The sequence below is a fragment of the Aetokthonos hydrillicola CCALA 1050 genome, assembly GCF_017591665.1.
Lineage (GTDB): Bacteria > Cyanobacteriota > Cyanobacteriia > Cyanobacteriales > Nostocaceae > Aetokthonos > Aetokthonos hydrillicola.
This window is the reverse complement of sequence record NZ_JAAKGC010000061.1, coordinates 1-19410: the sequence shown is the minus strand read 5'-3', so window position 1 is coordinate 19410 and position 19410 is coordinate 1. Positions and strand designations below refer to the sequence as shown.

At 41.7% G+C, this 19410-nt stretch carries 14 protein-coding genes; 3 read left to right on the top strand and 11 right to left on the bottom strand.

Annotated features, from left to right (window positions below; translation table 11 throughout):
• Nucleotides 1–2: 2 nt before the first annotated feature.
• From G4P69_RS24850 to hpnK, 8 genes are all read right to left on the bottom strand, one after another.
• Nucleotides 3–1118 (bottom strand): ABC transporter permease, encoded by a 1116-nt coding sequence (locus G4P69_RS24850; protein WP_208339858.1) that lies wholly within the window; start codon nucleotides 1116–1118, stop codon nucleotides 3–5.
• Nucleotides 1119–1198: 80 nt separating this feature from the next.
• Complete coding sequence (locus G4P69_RS24845) at nucleotides 1199–2065, bottom strand: Npun_R2479 family HD domain-containing metalloprotein (protein ID WP_208339859.1); 867 nt, start codon at nucleotides 2063–2065, stop codon at nucleotides 1199–1201.
• 294 nt (nucleotides 2066–2359) lie between these two features.
• Nucleotides 2360–3238 carry a ferritin-like domain-containing protein gene (locus G4P69_RS24840; protein ID WP_208339861.1) on the bottom strand — a complete coding sequence of 293 codons (879 nt, stop codon included), beginning with the start codon at nucleotides 3236–3238 and terminating at the stop codon, nucleotides 2360–2362.
• 17 nt (nucleotides 3239–3255) lie between these two features.
• Nucleotides 3256–4116 (bottom strand): ferritin-like domain-containing protein, encoded by an 861-nt coding sequence (locus tag G4P69_RS24835; RefSeq protein WP_208339862.1) that lies wholly within the window; start codon nucleotides 4114–4116, stop codon nucleotides 3256–3258.
• A gap of 302 nt (nucleotides 4117–4418) precedes the next feature.
• Nucleotides 4419–5873, bottom strand: coding sequence for a hopanoid biosynthesis associated radical SAM protein HpnJ (gene hpnJ, locus G4P69_RS24830; RefSeq protein ID WP_208339863.1), 1455 nt, complete (start codon nucleotides 5871–5873; stop codon nucleotides 4419–4421).
• 170 nt (nucleotides 5874–6043) lie between these two features.
• Nucleotides 6044–6877, bottom strand: coding sequence for a squalene/phytoene synthase family protein (locus tag G4P69_RS24825; protein ID WP_208339864.1), 834 nt, complete (start codon nucleotides 6875–6877; stop codon nucleotides 6044–6046).
• A gap of 1286 nt (nucleotides 6878–8163) precedes the next feature.
• Nucleotides 8164–10155, bottom strand: a complete 1992-nt coding sequence (locus tag G4P69_RS24820) for an amylo-alpha-1,6-glucosidase (protein ID WP_208339865.1) — start codon at nucleotides 10153–10155, stop codon at nucleotides 8164–8166.
• 419 nt (nucleotides 10156–10574) lie between these two features.
• Nucleotides 10575–11510 carry a hopanoid biosynthesis-associated protein HpnK gene (gene hpnK / locus G4P69_RS24815; protein WP_208339866.1) on the bottom strand — a complete coding sequence of 312 codons (936 nt, stop codon included), beginning with the start codon at nucleotides 11508–11510 and terminating at the stop codon, nucleotides 10575–10577.
• Between the two features lie 621 nt (nucleotides 11511–12131).
• Between hpnK and G4P69_RS24810 the strand changes: the two genes are divergently transcribed.
• Both G4P69_RS24810 and G4P69_RS24805 read left to right on the top strand, forming a co-directional pair.
• On the top strand, nucleotides 12132–13289 hold the full coding sequence (locus tag G4P69_RS24810) for a glycosyltransferase (protein ID WP_208339867.1): 1158 nt from the start codon (nucleotides 12132–12134) through the stop codon (nucleotides 13287–13289).
• Nucleotides 13290–13369: 80 nt separating this feature from the next.
• Complete coding sequence (locus G4P69_RS24805) at nucleotides 13370–14104, top strand: glutathione peroxidase (RefSeq protein ID WP_208339868.1); 735 nt, start codon at nucleotides 13370–13372, stop codon at nucleotides 14102–14104.
• A 48-nt stretch (nucleotides 14105–14152) separates the two neighbouring features.
• Here the strand turns inward: G4P69_RS24805 and G4P69_RS24800 are convergent, their stop codons facing one another.
• The 3 genes from G4P69_RS24800 to bioF all read right to left on the bottom strand — a co-directional run bounded on the left by G4P69_RS24800 (nucleotide 14153) and on the right by bioF (nucleotide 18467).
• On the bottom strand, nucleotides 14153–15163 hold the full coding sequence (locus G4P69_RS24800) for an NAD-dependent epimerase (RefSeq protein WP_208339911.1): 1011 nt from the start codon (nucleotides 15161–15163) through the stop codon (nucleotides 14153–14155).
• A 150-nt stretch (nucleotides 15164–15313) separates the two neighbouring features.
• Nucleotides 15314–16951, bottom strand: coding sequence for a cyclic peptide export ABC transporter (locus G4P69_RS24795; protein ID WP_208339869.1), 1638 nt, complete (start codon nucleotides 16949–16951; stop codon nucleotides 15314–15316).
• Nucleotides 16952–17288: 337 nt separating this feature from the next.
• Nucleotides 17289–18467, bottom strand: a complete 1179-nt coding sequence (gene bioF / locus G4P69_RS24790; protein WP_208339870.1) for an 8-amino-7-oxononanoate synthase — start codon at nucleotides 18465–18467, stop codon at nucleotides 17289–17291.
• 190 nt (nucleotides 18468–18657) lie between these two features.
• Here bioF and G4P69_RS24785 point away from each other — a divergent pair.
• On the top strand, nucleotides 18658–19410 hold a 753-nt coding region (locus G4P69_RS24785), incomplete at its 3' end, for an ABC transporter permease (protein ID WP_208351953.1).

Sequence of the window (19410 nt, the reverse complement as noted above, 5' to 3'; positions counted from 1 at the left end):
ACTTACCGCTGTAAACTGCGAGGATCAAGGGCATCTCTCAAGCCATCACCAAGCAGGTTAAAAGACAGCACTGTGAGGATAATTAGCAATGCTGCGGGCCAAATTAACCACGGCTGTAGAACTAAGATAGAAGCATTAGTTGCTAAGGATAGCATATTGCCCCAAGAGGGATCTGGTTGCTGTATACCTAAACCAATAAGGCTAAGTATTGCTTCTGCGCCGATAAAACTAGGAATGGTAAGGGTAGCAGAAATGATAATATAAGTAGCGGTTTGTGGCAAAACGTGGCGAAGAATAATATAAAGTGGCTTACCACCCATAGCTCGTGCTGCTTGGACAAATTCTCTCTCTTTAATTGAGAGCACTTGTCCCCGAATCACTCTTGCTAATCCAGCCCATTCAATAAACGAAGTAATCAGAATAATCAATAAAAAGCGTTGGGTGCTAGACAAGCCAACTGGTAATACTGCTCCTAAACTCACCAACAAATAAATGCTGGGAAAAGTCATCAGCACTTCTGTTAAACGCATGATAATGCTATCAGTCCAACCACCGAAATAGCCAGAAATTCCTCCAATGATCATTCCTAATGGAAAGGAGAGAGCAACTCCAGCAATTCCTATAAATAAACTGATTCTACCACCATGCACTAAACGACTAAATTGATCTCGTCCTTGATCGTCTGTACCAACAATGTTAAATTTTGCGGGACCAACAGCGCCAAACAAATGCCAGTTTAACGGGATCCCAGGAATGATTTCTTGTTCTTCCCATTTTGGAGGTAAGGGTAAACTCAGGCGAAATAGACGGTATTCGGGACCTTGAACAAATAGTCTAACAGGAGAGGGCTTTGTAAAATCTACTATAAGTTGGCGATCGCCTGTATTGAGATCAGTTTTTCCTTGAGTTGTGGGATAAATATGAGGACCAATGAATTGCCCTGATTTAGAAACCCAATAAATCCGAGTTGGTGGCAGTAGTGAACCGTTTGTTTGTGAAGCGTAAGGGTCGTAAGGGGCTACAAAATCAGCTGCAATAACTGCTATATAAAATATCAGGAGCAAAATTGCCCCAAATCTCGCCAAGGGATTTTTTTGTAATCTTTGCCACCAATTCATAATCAGGGGGTAGGGGTTAGGGGTTAGGGGGTAGGGAAGATAATAATATCTTAGGCGAGTAGTTTGTTTTCAGATGTGGATCAACAGCACAGTTTAGATAGCTTTTCTTCGTGATGTTTTTCGTGTTCCACAACAAACACGTTTGAGTAAAGATTAGCAATAATTTGTTTTCCCTGCTGTGTCAAAGACAGGAAACGTAACCCATCCTGAATGTAAGGATAAACTCCATTCCAGTAAAACTTAGCATAATTTTTGCGTAAATCGGCAGGGGTGTTGTAGCCAAGAGATTTATTAATACCAGTTTCTTCAAACTCGTAGAACAAAGAGGTAATCTTTTTTAGGTAACGGGGATCGCTCAGTTGTCCTATTAAGTCAGCAGCACGCACTAAACCAGCAAAACTACTGGTTTCCTGATGATCTTCTGCTGCTGGTACAGGAAATCGGGTTAATTCAATATTGGTCTTAATCACCTCAATATCTATTAGCTTATGACCACCAAAACGTTCCTCAATGAAGAGTTTAGCTCTGTCAACATGATACGGTGTCAAACTAGCATCGGATGCCCCTGGAGGGAGCGAGATCATCTGCCCATCTTGTCCTGTTGCATAAAAGCTTTCCTCTTCACGGTCTTGACGACACACCCCTTTAACATACCCAATATCATGACACAGCAAGGAGATAATACAATGTAACCAGTCCTCACTTGAAACACCACCTTCTCGGATGTGTTTGCCGCGTAATACTTCTTGTCCAACGAGAGTGACTAAAATAGAGTGTTCAACGTTATGATATAGGGCGTCACTATTGGCAATATTTTCTAAGGCCATATTGCCAGCCCAAGCTATTATGTCTTGGTAATCATTCTTCAAACAGCCGTAGGTGCGACGATATCCTTCCCGAATCTGCTTTACAAAAGCATCTATTAAAATTTCAGTGGCATTAAACATAATATATAAATTTACTCATTAGCTAATTGTACGCTACCCCAACCTAGCTCTGTCTGGGCTTGGGGTATATACGGAGAAGCTCCAGACTTTAAAGCTTTCTGACACATATTATCCATATGTAATACATTTGTAGGGTCGAACATCTGTTCGTCCCTACAGTAGTCTGTATTTAACATTTAGGACAATCTCTGTGTAAAATTTGAGGCTATTAGTACTAGCAATAATTGTTACATATATTACAAGGCAGAGCAGACAGATGGAGAATTTTCCGTCTGCTCTATTTTTGCTCGCCAATCAGTTTTTGTTGTGTTCTACTGTTACAAGATTTTGGTTAGTGTCGTGAGGGCGACGTTTGGGAAAAAGTTTTGTCGCTGATAGTGCAGCTCGAGCCAGTACGGGTAGGAGTTGAGGTTTGAGCAGTTCGTCATCAAAAATGCTCATACGTCGTGCATTTTCCTGTAAGCAAGTTGACACAAGCTGGTCTACGCTAAAGCCTTCTAGAAAGACGCTGGCTTCAGTCGCTGAAAAACCGTTACCATTTTGTTCAGAGCTACGATCAACCACACCCAACAATCTTTGAACTGCTCTAACGTAATACCAAACTGAATGAGCAGAGCGAAATAATGCAGATCCGCGCCCTCTACTAGCTTGAAGATAGGCTACCCAGTTGACGAAAAACACAATATGACGTGTTTCATCTTGTAGTAGCCGATCAAATATGTTGAACATTGGTTCTGGGAGGAACTTCGACTGACGAGCAATTTTAAAAAGCCCAAATCCCAAAAAAGCATCTAGACACTCGCCATAGCCAAAATCAATGAAGGCTTGTTCAATGTTTGCAGGTGGCGCAGCTGGAGGATGTCCAGAAACTTTAATATCGTAATGCTCAATCATATACCTGAATAACTTACCATGAGCAGCTTCTTCTTCTCCCATAAGTGCTACAGCATCTCGTAGAAGTGGATCGCTGATCATAGGCAGGTAAGCATCAATCTTCGCTCCTGCTTCCAATTCAGTATTAAGGGCTTCCTCCCAAAAGGGAATTTGCTGGAGGCGCTCAAGTTCTGAATCTTCAAGTTTAGGCCACATTAGCTGTTCAGGATCCATCGGCTGGTGGCTTTCCATAAAACTACGGCAGAATAATTCCTTATGGGATTCAGAACCGATTTTCATTATTGAATTCCTAAATGTTAAGGTTTGGAAAATTGAGTTGTTGGGTTAGACTGACGCCCAGGTACAATCCTTACAAGGCGTAGGGCAATTGCGGCAAGTCTAGGAATCAGTCGTGGCTGAAGTAGCTGTTTGTCAAAGGCACTCATCCGACGAGTGTTTTCTTGAAGACAAGACGACAAAAACAACTCTGGAGTTAAATCATCGGTGAAGTTACTAGCTCCAGTAGCAGTGAAACCCTCGTTTTGATCTTCTATAGAGCCACTAAAGGCTTGAATTTTGTCTTGAAACGCTCTCCCATAATGCCAAAGTGCATAAACGCCACGTAACCAAGTAGGATTACCTCCTTGATTTATTTGTTGATAAGTCACCCAATTAACAAAGAACATAATATGACGCGCTTCTTCGTCAAGAATGTGATTAAATATGTCGAACAATCCTTGAGGAAAGTAGTTTGCTTGACGTGCAATTTCAAACAATCCAAATGCTAAGAAAGAATCAAGACATTCTCCAAAACCAAAGTCAAGAAAGGCGGTTTTGATATCGCTGGGAAGTACGGGCTCTGGGGGTCGAGAAATTTGAATGTCGTAATGGTTAACGAGAAACTCGATGAGTTTTCCATGACGGCTTTCTTCAAAACCTTGGAGAGCGATCGCGTCTTGCAAGAGAGGATCGTCAATTGTTGCAGCAAAAGTGTTAACCATCGCACCGGCATTTAGCTCTGTGCGAAGAGCTTCAAACCAAAAGGGAATACCTCGCAAACGTTCAAGACCTATACTATCAAGAGTGGGCCAAGGTAGTTGCTCTGGCTCAAACTTTACGTGGCTATCCATAAAACTGCGGCAAAACAGTTCTTTATGAGCTTCGCTTCCTAGTTTCATTGTTAGGTGTTGATTGTTATTTATGGAAAGTTTTAGATAGAGTGGGAATTATTTATTGTATTTAGCAATTTTCTCAAAATAGTAACGCACCGCTACATTTTTCCTAGACAAAAACGGACAACCTTAGAAAAAACGCACCTCCCTACTGCCAAAAAATACCCGGACATTTCCAGACAGGTGCGTTTTTTCGCACCCTCTCCTAGAAGTCTACATCCCAAACTGGGACAAAGGTTGTCCGTTTTTGTCCGGGTTCATCCCAACCCTTTATAAATGGTGCGTTACGCTATCCCTCACACACTTTACTAACTACTAACAGCAGTTGGTGCTTTAGCTGCTGCTTGCGTACGACGATCTTTTAAATAGGAGAAGAACTCCCTACCCTCTCTTAGGCGACGCACTAACATTTGAGGATCGCTGAGCATTTCACCCACAATTGGGATGATAGCTTTGGGTCGAAAGTAGAATCGTCGGTACAATCGCTCAACAGCATCTTCAATCTCAGCGCTGGAAAGGTTTTGATATTGCAAAGTAGACATTTGAATGCCTGAGTTTGCTACTAAAGAATTGTCAGTAAACCAGCCGTTGTCCTGAGCTTGTTTATAAAGTTCTGTACCAGGATAAGGCGCAGCAATAGAAACTTGGATGGTGTGAGGACTAATCTCGCAAGCAAAACGAATTGTTTCGTCGATTGTCTGTTGCGTTTCGTTTGGCAACCCGATGATAAACGTGCCGTGTACAGTGATCCCGAGTTTATGGCAGTTTTCCATAAACTTCCGTGCCACTTCCAGTTTAATACCTTTCTTAATGCCGTCCAAAATTTGCTGGTTTCCTGACTCAAACCCAACTAGCAATAGACGTAAGCCGTTATCACGTAGCTTTTTAAGAGTATCGTAGTCTAAATTAGCGCGGGCGTTGCAGCTCCAAGTCAGGTTTAGACGTTTCATGTGTTCGCTGATGGCGATCGCTCGATGTTTATCGATTGTGAAGGTGTCGTCATCAAACATATATTCCCGGACGCGATCGCCAAATATTGCTTTGGCTTGCTCCATTTCTTTCCCAACTGCTTCTGGACTTTTAGATCGGTATTGATGACCACCAATCGTTTGAGGCCAAAGGCAGAACGTACATTTGGCTGGACAACCACGCCCTGTATAAAAAGAAACGTAAGGGTGCAGCAAGTAACCAATGAAATATTTTGTAATATCCAGGTTACGCTCGTAAACTGGAAGAACGCTGGGCATAGCATCCCAGTCGTGGATCAATTCACGCTCTGGGTTGTGACATATATTACCATTCTTGTCACGGTAGCTTAGACCTTTAATTTCATTCCAAGGTTTGTCTTCTGCCAGTTCCTTACATGTGTAATCGAACTCATTGCGACACACAAAATCAATAATTGGGTTTTCACGTAGCGTTTCTTGTGGTAAAACTGCCACGTGTGCGCCAATCAAACCAATCTGTACATCAGGTTTTTGGGCTTTGATGGCCTCAGCACACTTTACATCATTTGCCAGAGAAGGCGTGCTAGTGTGCATAATAATTAGTTCATAATCTGAAGTTATTTTCAGCACATCTTCCACAGTTTGACCGTGTGGTGGAGCATCCACAAGCTTGCTACCTGGCACCAGAGCAGCTGGCTGAGCCAACCACGTTGGATACCAGAAAGAGGTAATTTCGCGCTTAGCTTGGTATCGTGAGCCCGCACCACCATCAAACCCATCGAAGGAAGGAGGACTGAGGAACAAAGTTTTCTTCACGAGATCTCTCCTTATATTTAGGTCAGAATTTTAAAGAAGCAGCCAGAATACGGAATTCAGGAGTCAGAATTCAGAATTCAGAATTAATGAGTTTGACATTTAAACCCCTTTATTCAACCCGCCAGACACATAAAATTCGTTCTGACTCCTGGCTCCTGGCTCCTGAATTCTTAAATAGCATTCATATTCATACCAATCAGTGGCTCAATCAGTGCAACAACATCACTGCGGCTAAGTTTGTCTTTGCCATTTTCTAGAGCTTGAAGGGTACCATAAGCCAAAGTTAGGGGAATTTGACAAAAGTCTAATGCTGGTCCAGCAGGAAGGGCATTAGTATAAGTATCTGCCATTGATAAATTGTGACGGGCATACTTTTGCATATCTTCCGGACTCCAACCTTGGGGGAAGAAGTCCACCCCTCGAGACAAATCCTCTGTATGGTTACGCAGCATATTCACCACTTGTAACCCTCGCCCAAATCCAATTGCCAAAGTACGGTTTGTTTGTGTTCCATCGTACCAAGCCCATAAATCTGAGAGCAACAAGCCAACCGCACCTGCAACACTAAAAGTGTAACGGTCCAAATCGGATTGTGTCTCTATTTTCCAGTTTACTTCTGCCCAGAATGCCATTCTGTCAGCCATTGCAGCAATAGCATCCCATATTCGAGGAGCAATTGTTCCAGGTGCTAATAGCGTCCAGTCTCTAATCCTAGTAGAGACTTCTGGTAATAAATGCTCGTATGGACGGAATCCCATGGAGAAGGCATCAATGGAGAAGCCATCAACCCTAGCCTCTTGTAATGTTAAGCTAATCGCATGTAAAAGTTTTGCCTTAGTAGGGTTATCTAGTTCTGGATGATCTTCAATTTCATCAATAGCTCGAAAACACAGATAAGCTGATGCCACTGCCTCTTGCAAGCCAAGGGGTAGACGAATAATTGGGATATAAAAAGTTCGGCTAGTTCCTTTGAGGATTTTCAATGCATCGCTGTATAGATCCATTTATTGCAACTCCATGGGGTATTGTCTACTTAGACTGAATATAGATTGTGAAAAATTAACTGCTCATCATAAATAAGGTTGGGATTGCCGAGAATGGTAACTTGGACAAAAGTTGATTCGTTTTAGTGGATTGTAAGCTGGGTAAGGTAGGCAAATGTAGCATTTTCTTGAAGAAAGTTCAAACAGCTGAGCGATAGTACTAGTACAGCACGGCGTAAATAAAGCAACCGTTTCAAACAGTCATAAGCCTTGATATATAAAACTTTTGACTTTTAACTTTTGACTTTCGCGCAGCGGCGCTAGCCACAAGTAAATGCACCGTCGCTACTAGGCTAAATTTCCGCGTTACCAATCTTGCATCCCTATTGCTTTTGGGACTAGCGCTCACCAGAAAATAGAAAGCCGCAGGTTGTAAGTTTAGACATCTAAGATTAAATAACTCTCTCCTCATCAAAGCTATAGAGGCTCCATTATTTTCGTCGCCGAGTGGTGCCCTATAATTGCTACTTTGAGGGTATATTTTGCCTATTTGAACATTGAATTGTCCCAGAAGGCTGCTTTTAATCTCTGCCCACATTCCATTCCTTTGCCATCCGTGGAAATATTTGTTGTATAATGCTTGTCCGCGAAAGCCTCTTAATAGTTCCCGCCAAGTGCAAACCTTAAGGATGAGCAGTTGCTTTTGCATTCTTAAGAAAGGTTTAAGCTTTTAATATTTTTATCAATTAAAGCTATAGTTGAATATTTCGGGGGAATTATTCCAGGACTATTACCATTCATAGCTATTTTTAGGTTGGCTTCATCCTTTTGCATCTCCCCTCACTTTTTCTTGAAAAACAATCATGCAGTTAAAAATAGTTGTAAACAACTTTCATCAGCTAGAGTGCAATCTGGTTACTTAGCCACTTTGTGATCTCTGTCAATGTTTCTTCACTCGGTGTCTGAATATACCATTTTCTAGTTGCCGAATTTGTCTCTCCCAGATTATACTCATCATTTCGTATCCTATGAACATGCGTCAAGCACTATTGAAGAATTTCTACAGTGTTTCTACGTTGAGCAACCATTTTATCTATCAATGGTCTTGTTGCACAATCTGATTCAAATAATTGCCTGTTATCTATTGAATTTAGAAGATTGTATAGTGAAGCTGCTCCTTTGTCTCTAGTTAAACTAAGGAATGTGGAAGCCGTCGAAAAATATACTATGTTTATATATGCGTTTGGCTTGACTAATGACTTTTGCTGTGAAAGAATTAGAGGATTTGAAATTTTGACCATAGTAGTTCAGGTATTGAAATACTCTACTGCTACCCATGCTCTTAGTATTTCTGCCACTGTCCAAGCTTGAGCAATACAGCCTCTTGGAATCATAGGAGCATCGCCATCAAAAATCTCACTCAAACTACCAATTCCGTGGGTGCAGAGATGATTCTCCATGGGCTGCAAAAACTGACGGGCTTGAGCAGGATTTTTATAGACTTGCAAGTGTGCCAAAACAAAAGGACCAAGGAGCCAGCCCCAAACTGTCCCTTGGTGATAAGAACTATCACGCTGGTACTCACTACCGCCGTAATGTCCTTGGTATTTCGGGTCTTTAGGGGTTAGCGAACGCAATCCATGGGAAGTGAGTAGCATCTGTCCACAAACTTCTACCACTCTCTGTTGCTGAGCAGGTGTCAGAGGACTTTCTGGCAATGATACAGCAAAAATTTGGTTAGGTCGCAAGGATGGATCGTCTCCATTAGGACCATCTAAAACGTCATAACAGTAACCTGTAGTGTTGTTCCAGAATCGAGAAAATCTGGCTAATGAACGATCTGCGATCGCCTCATACTCAAGATATGGTTTACCTATTTGACGGGCAAATTTAGCCATTGTTCGCAAAGCGTTATACCACAGAGCATTGATTTCAACCGGTTTACCAATACGAGGTGTAACAACCCAACTGCCTACTTTAGCATCCATCCAAGTCAATTGGACACCATCAACACCAGCATAAAGTAACCCGTCTGACGCATCAAGGTGAATGTTGAAACGAGTCCCTTGACAATGCCAATTAATAATATCCGCCAGAATTGGAAACAGTTCACTGAGCAGATCATTATCCTGTGTCACGCTGTAATAGCTGCGGATGGCTTCAAAATACCAAAGTGTCGCATCCACTGTGTTGTATTCTGGTACTTCCCCTGCATCAGGAAAGCGATTGGGTAACATACCTTGGTCTACATATTTTGCAAAAGTACGAAGAATAGAGCGAGCAACCTCTGTACGTCCAGTAGAAATAGTCAATCCTGGTAAACTGATCATGGTATCGCGACCCCAATCACTGAACCAGTGGTAACCTGCGATAATAGTTTTACCATAGGGTTCATTGGGTAATGGTCGATCAACAATAAATTGATCAGCAGCAAGCACTAATTGCTTTATCCAAGCTGGGGAGTCTTTAATCTTGGATGCGTGGTTGGTTTTCCAAATATCAATTAACTTCTGTTGCTGACTTCGGCGTAATTGTAGAGATGTTTCACCATTCAAATCTGGTTGTTTGTGTGTACTAGCAACAATGGTTAGAGATTCTCCAGGATTCAATGTTGCTTCAAAGGTAGCAGCATGGAGATGATCTTCCTTGTCGCTCAGCCCTCGGTAGCGTTCTACCTCCAAATCGAATCCGTAATACCAAATATTTGCAACAGATGCTTTGGCATTATCGCTAAGCAAGTAAAGTGGTACAGCATCAGGATAAGCAGTAACGCATATTCCTTGTGCAACTATCTCAACTGTCATACCTCTGCCATAGCTTTGAGTGATACCGTGATAATCACGGTAGTTAACCATTGCTTTGAGTGTTAATTTAAGCGGTTGAGAAGCTCTGTGTAAAACATACTGCACATAGGTTGTGTTGGCTCCCTGTTGCATCCACACCCGTTTTTCTAAAAGAGCATCAGCACAAGCAAACTTCCAAACAGGAATAGTTCCCGTTTGTGAAAAACTCTCAATATTTTGATAACCGTGAGGATTAACAGTCCCATCAGCCCAACGGTTGGTATGGAGAGGGTAGTACTGATCACCATAAAAAATGCTTTCATCAAGCTTAGTAAGCAATAAAGTACGACCTAGGGGTGGTTTTAAAGGGGCTACCAGTAACCCGTGATAACGGCGAGTCAGCACTCCAGCAATGGTTCCAGATGCGTAACCACCAATACCATTAGTTACTAACCACTCCCTTGATTGTGCAATGTCAAGATAACCGCAAATTTCACGTCCAAATTCTATAAACATAAAATTACCTCATCCGGATACTACCTAACATGCACAAAGCCCGCTATACAATGGGCTTTGGGCTATAATCTCGAAATTTCCGTAATCTAGCAAAAACACTTTTATCCCCCATCCCTCTGGAGGATGGGGGATAAACCTAGAAGACTCGCTTTCCCTGGGGGAACGAAATACCGCTTGTATCTCTTTTATACCCTATTTATCACGTTTGTACCGTTTTAGGTCTTGGAAAAGCAATTAGTCAAATAACCTTACTTTTTTTAACTTTGCTAATGATTTAGGATTGGTATTGCCAACTAGAAAATAATACAAAAGATATCTATAGCAAGTAAAAGAATATACAAGCTTAGATTAAATTTAGTTTAAGTAATTTCGTGAATAATACACATGTTGCACCTTTGTATAGAAACGAATTGGCGTTGCTATTGCTGTAAGGCGATCGCATCGCGATTGTTGTAGTTAATCAACTCAAAGCCCTTAGAAGCGAGCATTTCGCGAATTCGTGGACTCGTGAGGGCATTAAGCTCTAACTGACCTGCTCCTTGAGGTCCATTTCTTGGTTCTCCAGGAATTGCGATCGCAGGATGGCAATAAATTTCTACAAAGTCTTCTTGGATCTGCGGAATTAACCCGAGTAAGTAATCTTCTGACATCCGCCCACTTTCAAGCCAGCCATAAACACGCTTAGGGGAAATAATTCCTTTTGCTTTCAGTAAAGGTTCTCCATACCGGCGTAAACCAGACATAACAAGATACCAGATGATCTTCATGACGCGATCGCCGCTATCGACATTTAAAGTGAACCCCAATTCCTCATAAGGTAGCCGGATCACTTTAATATTGAATTCCTCAGCAAGGCTAACCAGAGTATGCAGCACTATTGGGTTAAAGTGCATATGGTTATGACCATCAACATGAGAGAGTTGCAATCCAGTGGAGCGAAATTTTTCTAACTGAGCGCGAATTTCCAAAGGTAGTTCTTGACGAGCACCTTTACTCAGGTGGTAGTGTATTCCAGCTTCATTATGCTTATCAGAGAAATTACCGTTCGAGTCCACTAAGTGGGGTATTTGTGAAGGAGGTAATACTGATTTACCACTACCCAAAACCAAGTGCAACCCAACTGCTAATTTTGGATGCTCATGAGCAAGAGCCACGGCTTCATCAAATGCTGGAGCAGTTACCATTAAGCTTGTGCTTGTCAGGACTCCCTCTTTATGGGCTGTTATGATTCCTTGATTTACACCAGATGAGAATCCAAAATCATCGCCATTAATGATAACGAACCGACGGCGTGAATACGAGCCTTTTTCACGCTTCTCTAAATAACTAGGAGTTTTAGCTGAAGAGTCAGTCATTAGAACTTAATAAACAAGTAATTTTAACCTATTTCGCGAAATTCCCCATCCGTCTTACGGTGGGGATGGATAGCCGGGAAAATTTCGCTGATTTCTTAGAAATCGGCGAAATTTTCCCAATAGACTTGTCCGGAATAACATCAAAGTATGTAGTAGTATAGTATTGGTTGATGACCCTCCGCACGGCTGACAACAAAAGGCGCTTAGTAGCGGTAATACGCTTGCCAAGGTAACTAGCGTGAGCAACGGTAAATGCAATTGACCACTGATCCTTGAGATCAAGCCGATTGTCGAAACAGTGTTCTATGAACCCGCCCCAGGAAGTGAGGCGGCTGGGTGTGGACGCAGAGTAAGACCAAGCTAAACACGGGTTTAGGGAGGCATCCGCGAATGAAGCGCCAAACCTCGTTCGCGTAGCGTCTCCCCTTGGGAGAAGACGAATAAGACCGTCCTTGTTCTTTGTGTTTAGGTTGGGAAGCCCCAACTTCAGCCGGAGGCAAGTTGAGGTACTTCACTATTCTCACCACAGAGCGAGCAAATTCCACTCTAAAGCTCAGTTACTGTGAGCATACTATATGCTATTTTCAGACTGAAAAGCTATCCGGTAGCACAAAAACTACTATGATTATCGCTTTACAGTTAGTCCTGCTTATCCTCATTGCAGGATCTGTAGCCTTCTATATCTGGTGTGCAGTCTCCACTGCGGAGTTCTTCCTAGCTCCGAAACAAGAAGAGGACATTAACTACCAACCAGTATCAATAATGATTCCGGTGTGTGGAGTTGATGACCACTCTAGAGAAAACTGGGAAAGTTTCTGCCAGCAAGACTATGAAGATTACGAGGTGTTGTTTGGCGTTATGAACCCAAAAGACCCAGCCGTTCCTATATTAGAAGAAGTAGTTGCAAAATTTCCTGGTCGCGCTAAGTTAATCTTTTGCCTGGAGGTGCTTGGTCTTAATCATCAAGTCAGCAATCTAATGCATTTACTAGAGGCTGCTCAACACGAATTAGTAATTTTTACCGATAGCGATGTATACGTAAAAACACATTATCTACGTACAGTCACTGCTCCGCTAGTAGATTCTTCTATCGGTCTAGTCACATGCAGTTATGTTGCTCACAAACCTCATTTTCTCGTGCCAGCTATAGCTGCTTTGGGAAGGTGTTTAGACAATATTCCAAGTGTGCTGTTGGCTCGTAAATTGAATGGTGGGGGTCTTTGGTTTGCTTTCGGAGCAACGATGGCGACACGTAAATCTTTACTTACTCAAGTAGGTGGATTACAAAGCATTGTTAACCGAATTGGCTCGGATTACCTGATAGGAAATATGGTAGTAAATGCTGGCTACCGGATTGAACTTTCGCGATATATCATAGAGACCGACGGTGGGCGTCAAACCTTCCAGCAACTTTTCCAACGGGAATTGCGCTGGGCGATAACGATCCGTTACACCGAAGGTCTTTTGTATTATGGCAATGTGTTCATTTATGGTACAGTATACTGCGTTCCTTTACTTTTGCTTTCAGGTTTTCAACTCTGGGCAGTGATTGTATCTATCGTCACTATAGTTATTAGAATTGTTCAATCACTGACAGCTATTTATACAATGAATTGTCCCAAACTTGCTACCTGGCTCTGGGCTTTACCACTCCGCGATCTATTGAGTTTTATTATCTTTGTCGGTGGCGGTGTTAGCAAAAGCATCTACTGGCGTGGAAGACGGCTCCAGATTGGAATGGGCGGTACACTGACTGAGCAAGATTCCATAAGAGTTTGAAATTATTGACAAGTATACTCATAATGAGTACGCTTCAGAGACAAGAGCCAATAGCCGGTTAAGGAGGATGAGTTTCACTGATGTTAAGCAATCGAGAAGGACAAAGAGTTCCACAAGTTACCTTCCATACTCGTCAAAAAGACCAGTGGGTTGATATTACGACTGATGAGCTATTTGCTGGTAAGACAGTCGTTGTCTTCTCATTACCAGGTGCTTTTACGCCAACCTGTTCATCGACACATGTTCCTGGTTATAACCAGTTGGCAAAAGTATTTAAAGAGAATGGAGTAGATGACATTATCTGTTTATCTGTTAACGATGCCTTTGTCATGAATGAATGGGCAAAAGATCAGCAAGCAGAGAATATCAGGTTGATTCCTGATGGGAATGGTGAATTCACCGAAGGTATGGGAATGCTTGTAGATAAAGCAGATCTCGGATTTGGGAAGCGGTCTTGGCGCTATTCTATGCTAGTGAAGGATGGCGTGATTGAAAAAATGTTCATTGAGCCAGAAGAACCTGGTGATCCATTTAAGGTATCCGATGCAGATACAATGCTTCGTTACATCAATCCTGAAGCAGCAAAACCCAATTTCGTTTCCCTATTCGCCAAAATAGGTTGTCCATTCTGTGCTCGCGCTAAGGCTATGCTGAAGGAACATGGCATGGATTATGAAGAAATTGTTGTGGGTAGAGATGCTACTATGCACTCTCTCAAGGCAGTTAGTGGAGGTAGTACAGTTCCTCAGGTCTTTATTGATGGTAAGTTAATTGGTGGTTCTGAGGCACTAGCAGCTTATCTTGGTTCTAAGTGATAGCACCTCAATACGAAAAACCCTAGTTTTATCATTAACTAGGGTTTTTCAGGTTTGGTAGTAAGAACGATACCAATCGACAAACCTTGGAATTCCAACTTCAACAGGAATAGTTGGCTTGAAGCCAAATTCTTTCTCTAGATCTTGTACATCCGCATCGGCTTCGGGAATATCGCCTGGCTGAAGTGGAAGCATATTTTTTTTCGCTTTTTTGCCTAGATAATTTTCTAGAATCTCGATATAGTCGTTTAATAATACAGGTTTGTCACTACCAATATTATAAATTCTATAGGGAGCATAACTTGTACTTGGGTCTAATATGAAATCCGATGAGTCTAAATTGGGCTCAGGAATTTTATTTTGAATGCGAATAATTGCTTCAATAATATCATCAATATAAGTGAAGTTTCGACGCATGTTGCCGTTATTAAAGACGTTGATAGATTTTCCTGACAAGATAGACTGAGTAAATAAAAACAGAGCCATATCTGGTCTTCCCCAGGGACCATAGACCGTGAAAAAACGTAAACCTGTTGTTGGTAAATTATATAAATGGCTGTAAGAATGAGCCATTAATTCATTCGCTTTTTTTGTAGCTGCATACAAGCTAATAGGATGATCTACATTATCATGAACAGAAAAAGGTCTTTTTTTATTAGCTCCATACACTGAGCTAGAAGAGGCAAAAACTAGGTGTTTTACTGATGTGTGACGGCAGCCCTCAAGAATGTTGAGGAATCCTACTACATTGCTGTCTACATAAGCGTGAGGATTGGAAAGTGAATAACGAACACCAGCTTGAGCAGCTAAATGAATAACTTTGGATGGCGGCTCGCTAGCAAATAATTCAGATATGCTTGTGCGATCGCTCAAATCCAATTTGTAGAACCGAAAATTCTTGTGATTTTCTAGCTTAGCTAACCGAGCTTGCTTTAAGTTTATATCGTAGTAATCGTTCAGATTATCTACACCAAGAACTTCTTTGTCAAGCATCAGAAGTTTTTGACTTAAATGAAAACCGATAAACCCAGCCGCGCCAGTAACCAAAATTTTTTCCATATACTGACTAATCGAAGACTCCAGTATACAATATTTTTCTGTTGATTGCTTGCTTAAATAAGCACAGTAAATATCTTGGTTTTTACTCAAAACCAAGTTAATTTTATCTGTACATTTGAGTATTTTCAATAAAGCAAATTATCGGGGAATTTACCTCTCCTGCTCGGAATATTGTTTGTCGTAAATCACCTGTCCGTATTCTAGTTTGATTATCCTGTCTGCTACATGGAAATAGCGATCATCATGAGTGATTGCTATCACAGTTTTTCCTCTACTTCTCAGTTTTGGCAACAACTGGGTGTAGAATATTTCCTTGAAAACTGGGTCTTGGTCAGCTGCCCACTCATCAAATAGATAAATGGGTCGGTCTTCCAAGTATGCTGTAAGTAAAGCCAGTCGTTTACGCTGTCCTTGTGAAAGAGCAGTTGTGGAAAGTCTGCCATTTTCAACTTTGACCTTATGATCTAGCTGGAGTAGTTTCAGATATTCTTGCGCTTGAATATCTATGTCTATATTTTCTGTCCCTACAAGCTCTTCAAACAAATAAAAGTCAGAGAATACGGCTGAAAAATACTGACGATACCACTCTCGATTTTGTTCGGTAATCAGCTGATTGTCTAGCCAGATTTCTCCATCTTCAGGAATGTAAAGTCCTGCAATAAGCTTAGCTAGAGTCGATTTACCGCTACCGTTGCCACCCACAATGAAAACTAGTTCTTGCCTATAGAATGTTAAATCTATCGGACCTATGATAAAGCTACTGTCTTCTCCCCCATGAGTGTACGTGTGAGTGACTCCTTTTAACTGTAAGCAACGCCACGAAAGCTTAATTTCAGGCGGAACCGATGAAAATTCGGCTCGATCCGCTAAAGATAAGCCTAGCGACTCAATTTTTTGCAAAGAGACTCCTGCACGAATGAAACGAGGAAGGTTATTAACAATATTGTCCATCGGTAACATTAAATACGTGAAGGTCAATATGTAACCGGAGATAGTCTGGCGACTAATCGTGAGGAGATGAGGAAGTGCGAACAGTACAAAACCAATAGCAAAAAAAAGCAGCAGCCTTCCCCAGCTCATACTGCCTGCAAAAAGGGTTAGACCATTAACGTTATGGCGGCGTAATGTTGCGGCGGTTCCTCTAAGATCTTGGTTAAGGAAGACTTGACGTCGTCCGTAGTGTAGCTTAAGTTCTTTGACTCCTTCTGTGATGGTGCGAAAATGGTTGAACAGAAGATCTTGATCTTCACGCGCCAGAGCGAGAAATTTTTGTCCTCTTTTTAATAACCACTGGTTGGTGACGACAGCGACTAATATGAGGCATAAAACCATCATAAATACTGTCCAAGAAAGCCAAGTTATATAAACTAGGCAACCTACAACGATCGCAATATCTATACAAAGAAAAGGGATATCGTAGACGGCATTCGATACTGACTGCACATCCTCTGTAAGCGTTGCTAACAACCTGGGATTACCTAGCTGTTCTAAATGTCTCAGTTCAGAAGCCAGAATTTGGTTACTCAAGCGCATCCGTAAATGGTAGACCGCATTTTGAGACAACTGAACCAGCATCACTTGAGAAATAATACTAGTAATAAGTGCGACTAAGGCAAGTCCTGCAAAACCCCACGCTATAGATGTGAGGTGTGAATTGGTACTTTCACTCGCAGCACTGCTAATCAGAGCAATTAGGCTAGCGCTACTTGTACCACTTAAAAGTCCGGTGATGATAGCGATCGCCATCATCCCCCAAGACGAACGCAAAAGAAAGTAAATCAGATTCATATGATTTAATGACAAACCTATTTAGTTTGCGTTCTAGGGGAAAAGTCAATGAGTTTCATAATTACTATGACGGCAAATTAATTTAATTTTGTTCTCACTCCTACGGCAGAGGTAATATCATACACTTTAGGCTGCTTGATGATGATATCACCCCAAATCGAGCTAAAACAGCCACTAGCGGATAGTATTTAGACTGTCACAAGTCTGAGAGCCTGTGGGAGCGAACAGGGGAGCAGAGGAGCAGAGGAGCAGGTAGTCTAAAACTCAATGCCCCATGCCCTATGCCCTATGCCCTATGCCCTATGCCCTATGCCCTATGCCCTATGCCCTTCTTTAGTTATGTTTTCCTTGCTACAGCATCACCAAGGACTTCTACCAATTTCTCAATATGCCATTGTTGATGAGTTGCCATAAAAGAAATGCGCACCCGACTGGTAGGAACAGTAGGAGGACGAATAGCAGGGGCAAAGATACCAGCACTCGCTAGATGTTTCGCGACTTTTAGTGCATCTGCTGCACTTGTTAATTCAAAGCAGAGGATAGGAGATTCAGAAGGTAGTGATTTTAGATTTACTAACTGCTTTTGTAATAAAAATTTAAAGTAATTTACATTTTTCCACAACTGGGTGCGTCTATCAGGTTCTTGTTGCACTATGTTGATTGCAGCTAAAGCCGCTGCTGTATCAGCCGGTGAAAGGGCTGTGGTGTAAATCCAACTCGCTGAACGATTTCGCAAAAAGTCAATTAGATTTTTACTTCCCGCTACATAGCCACCTAAACTACCGAAAGCTTTACTTAAAGTACCAATTTGGATGAGCTGTTTTCCTGTACAACCAAAATGTTCAACACATCCTGCTCCAGTTGTTCCTAGTACTCCAGTAGCATGAGCGTCATCAACTAGCAGCATACAGTTAAATTCAGCAGCTAGTTCCAATAGAGCGGGTAATGGACATAAATCACCATCCATACTGAAAACGCTGTCGCTAATTATCAAACAGCGTCGATAGTTTTGCCTTTGCTGACTGAGTTGAGTTCGTAGCGTTTCAATATTACAATGAGGATACTCGATTACGACTGCACCACTGAGGATTGCACCGTTTTTAAGACTGGAGTGATTGTACTGGTCTGATAAAATTAAATCACGCTTGCCTACTAAAGCGGTTATTGTACCTAAATTTGCTAGATAACCTGAACTAAAGACGACAGAATCTTCTGTTTGTTTTAAAGTGGCGATCGCCACCTCTAAATTTCTGTGTAATTCCCGGTGTCCACTGAGTAATCTAGAACCAGTACTACCTGCTCCATACTCTTGAACAGCAGTAGTTACAGCAGCAATCAAGCGTTCATCTCCTGCCAATCCTAAATAATCATTACTCCCAAAATTAAGCACCTCTTGCCCTTCTAAAAGAACTGTAGCACCAGGAAGACCATCCACTGTTCGTACTGAGCGATACCAATCAGCGCGATGAATGGTTTTTAGCGATTCTTCTATCCAAGCGTAAGGATTCGTAAGCATTTATAACTACTGGGAGTCTTTTACAATATATTCTGTTAGTGTTTGGCAGTTAATAAATTTACTAAAAATTTAAGCTTGGAGGGATTGTAGTACAAGCGTTATGATGTCCACTAAGATTTCCAAGGTCAGGCTTTTTCTTGGTAGTTGAGCAAAACGGCTTCTATAGGTAGTGAGGGAGGAAAAACGAACAATGCGAGGAGTTGTCGGTACCCTAGGGAGGGTCAAACGGATTCTACCCTTTAATGAAACGTTATGGGCAAAATTTGACCTGTTAAGAACTCTAGTGCGACGAGATTTAGAAGTACGGTACAAAGGTTCTGTTTTAGGTAACCTGTGGCCATTGTTGAATCAGTTGTCCCAGCTATTAATTTACACCTATGTGTTTTCGATTGTACTGAAAGTAAAGCTAAACCTCACACATTTACCACAGAATAACTTTACCTTTGGTTTGTGGTTATTTGCTGGACTATTGCCTTGGATTGCTTTTAGTGGCGGTTTAACTCTAGCAGCTAGCTCCGTAGTAGCGCAGCCTAACTTAGTAAAAAAGGTAGTGTTTCCTCTGGGTTTATTACCTTTAGTTCCTATTTTATCGACATTTATTGAAAGTTCCTTTGGTTTAATGGCGTTGATTTTTTTTGTAGCATTAACTTCTCACACCTTGTTTCCCACATTAGCACTATTGCCATTGGTATGGCTGCCGCAGTTACTATTAACAGCTGGATTAGGCTATTTGACGGCTGGAATCACCGTATTTTTACGGGATATACCTCAGACTTTAGTTGTAGCTTTAAACATCTGGATGTATTTAACACCTATTATTTATCCCGCTTCATCAATTCCACCGCAGTGGCGGAACTTGGTGTTTTGGTTGAATCCTTTGACAGCAGTTGTTGAGGTTTATCGTGACCTACTTTTAGTTGGAGAAGTTCATCACTGGGGAGAA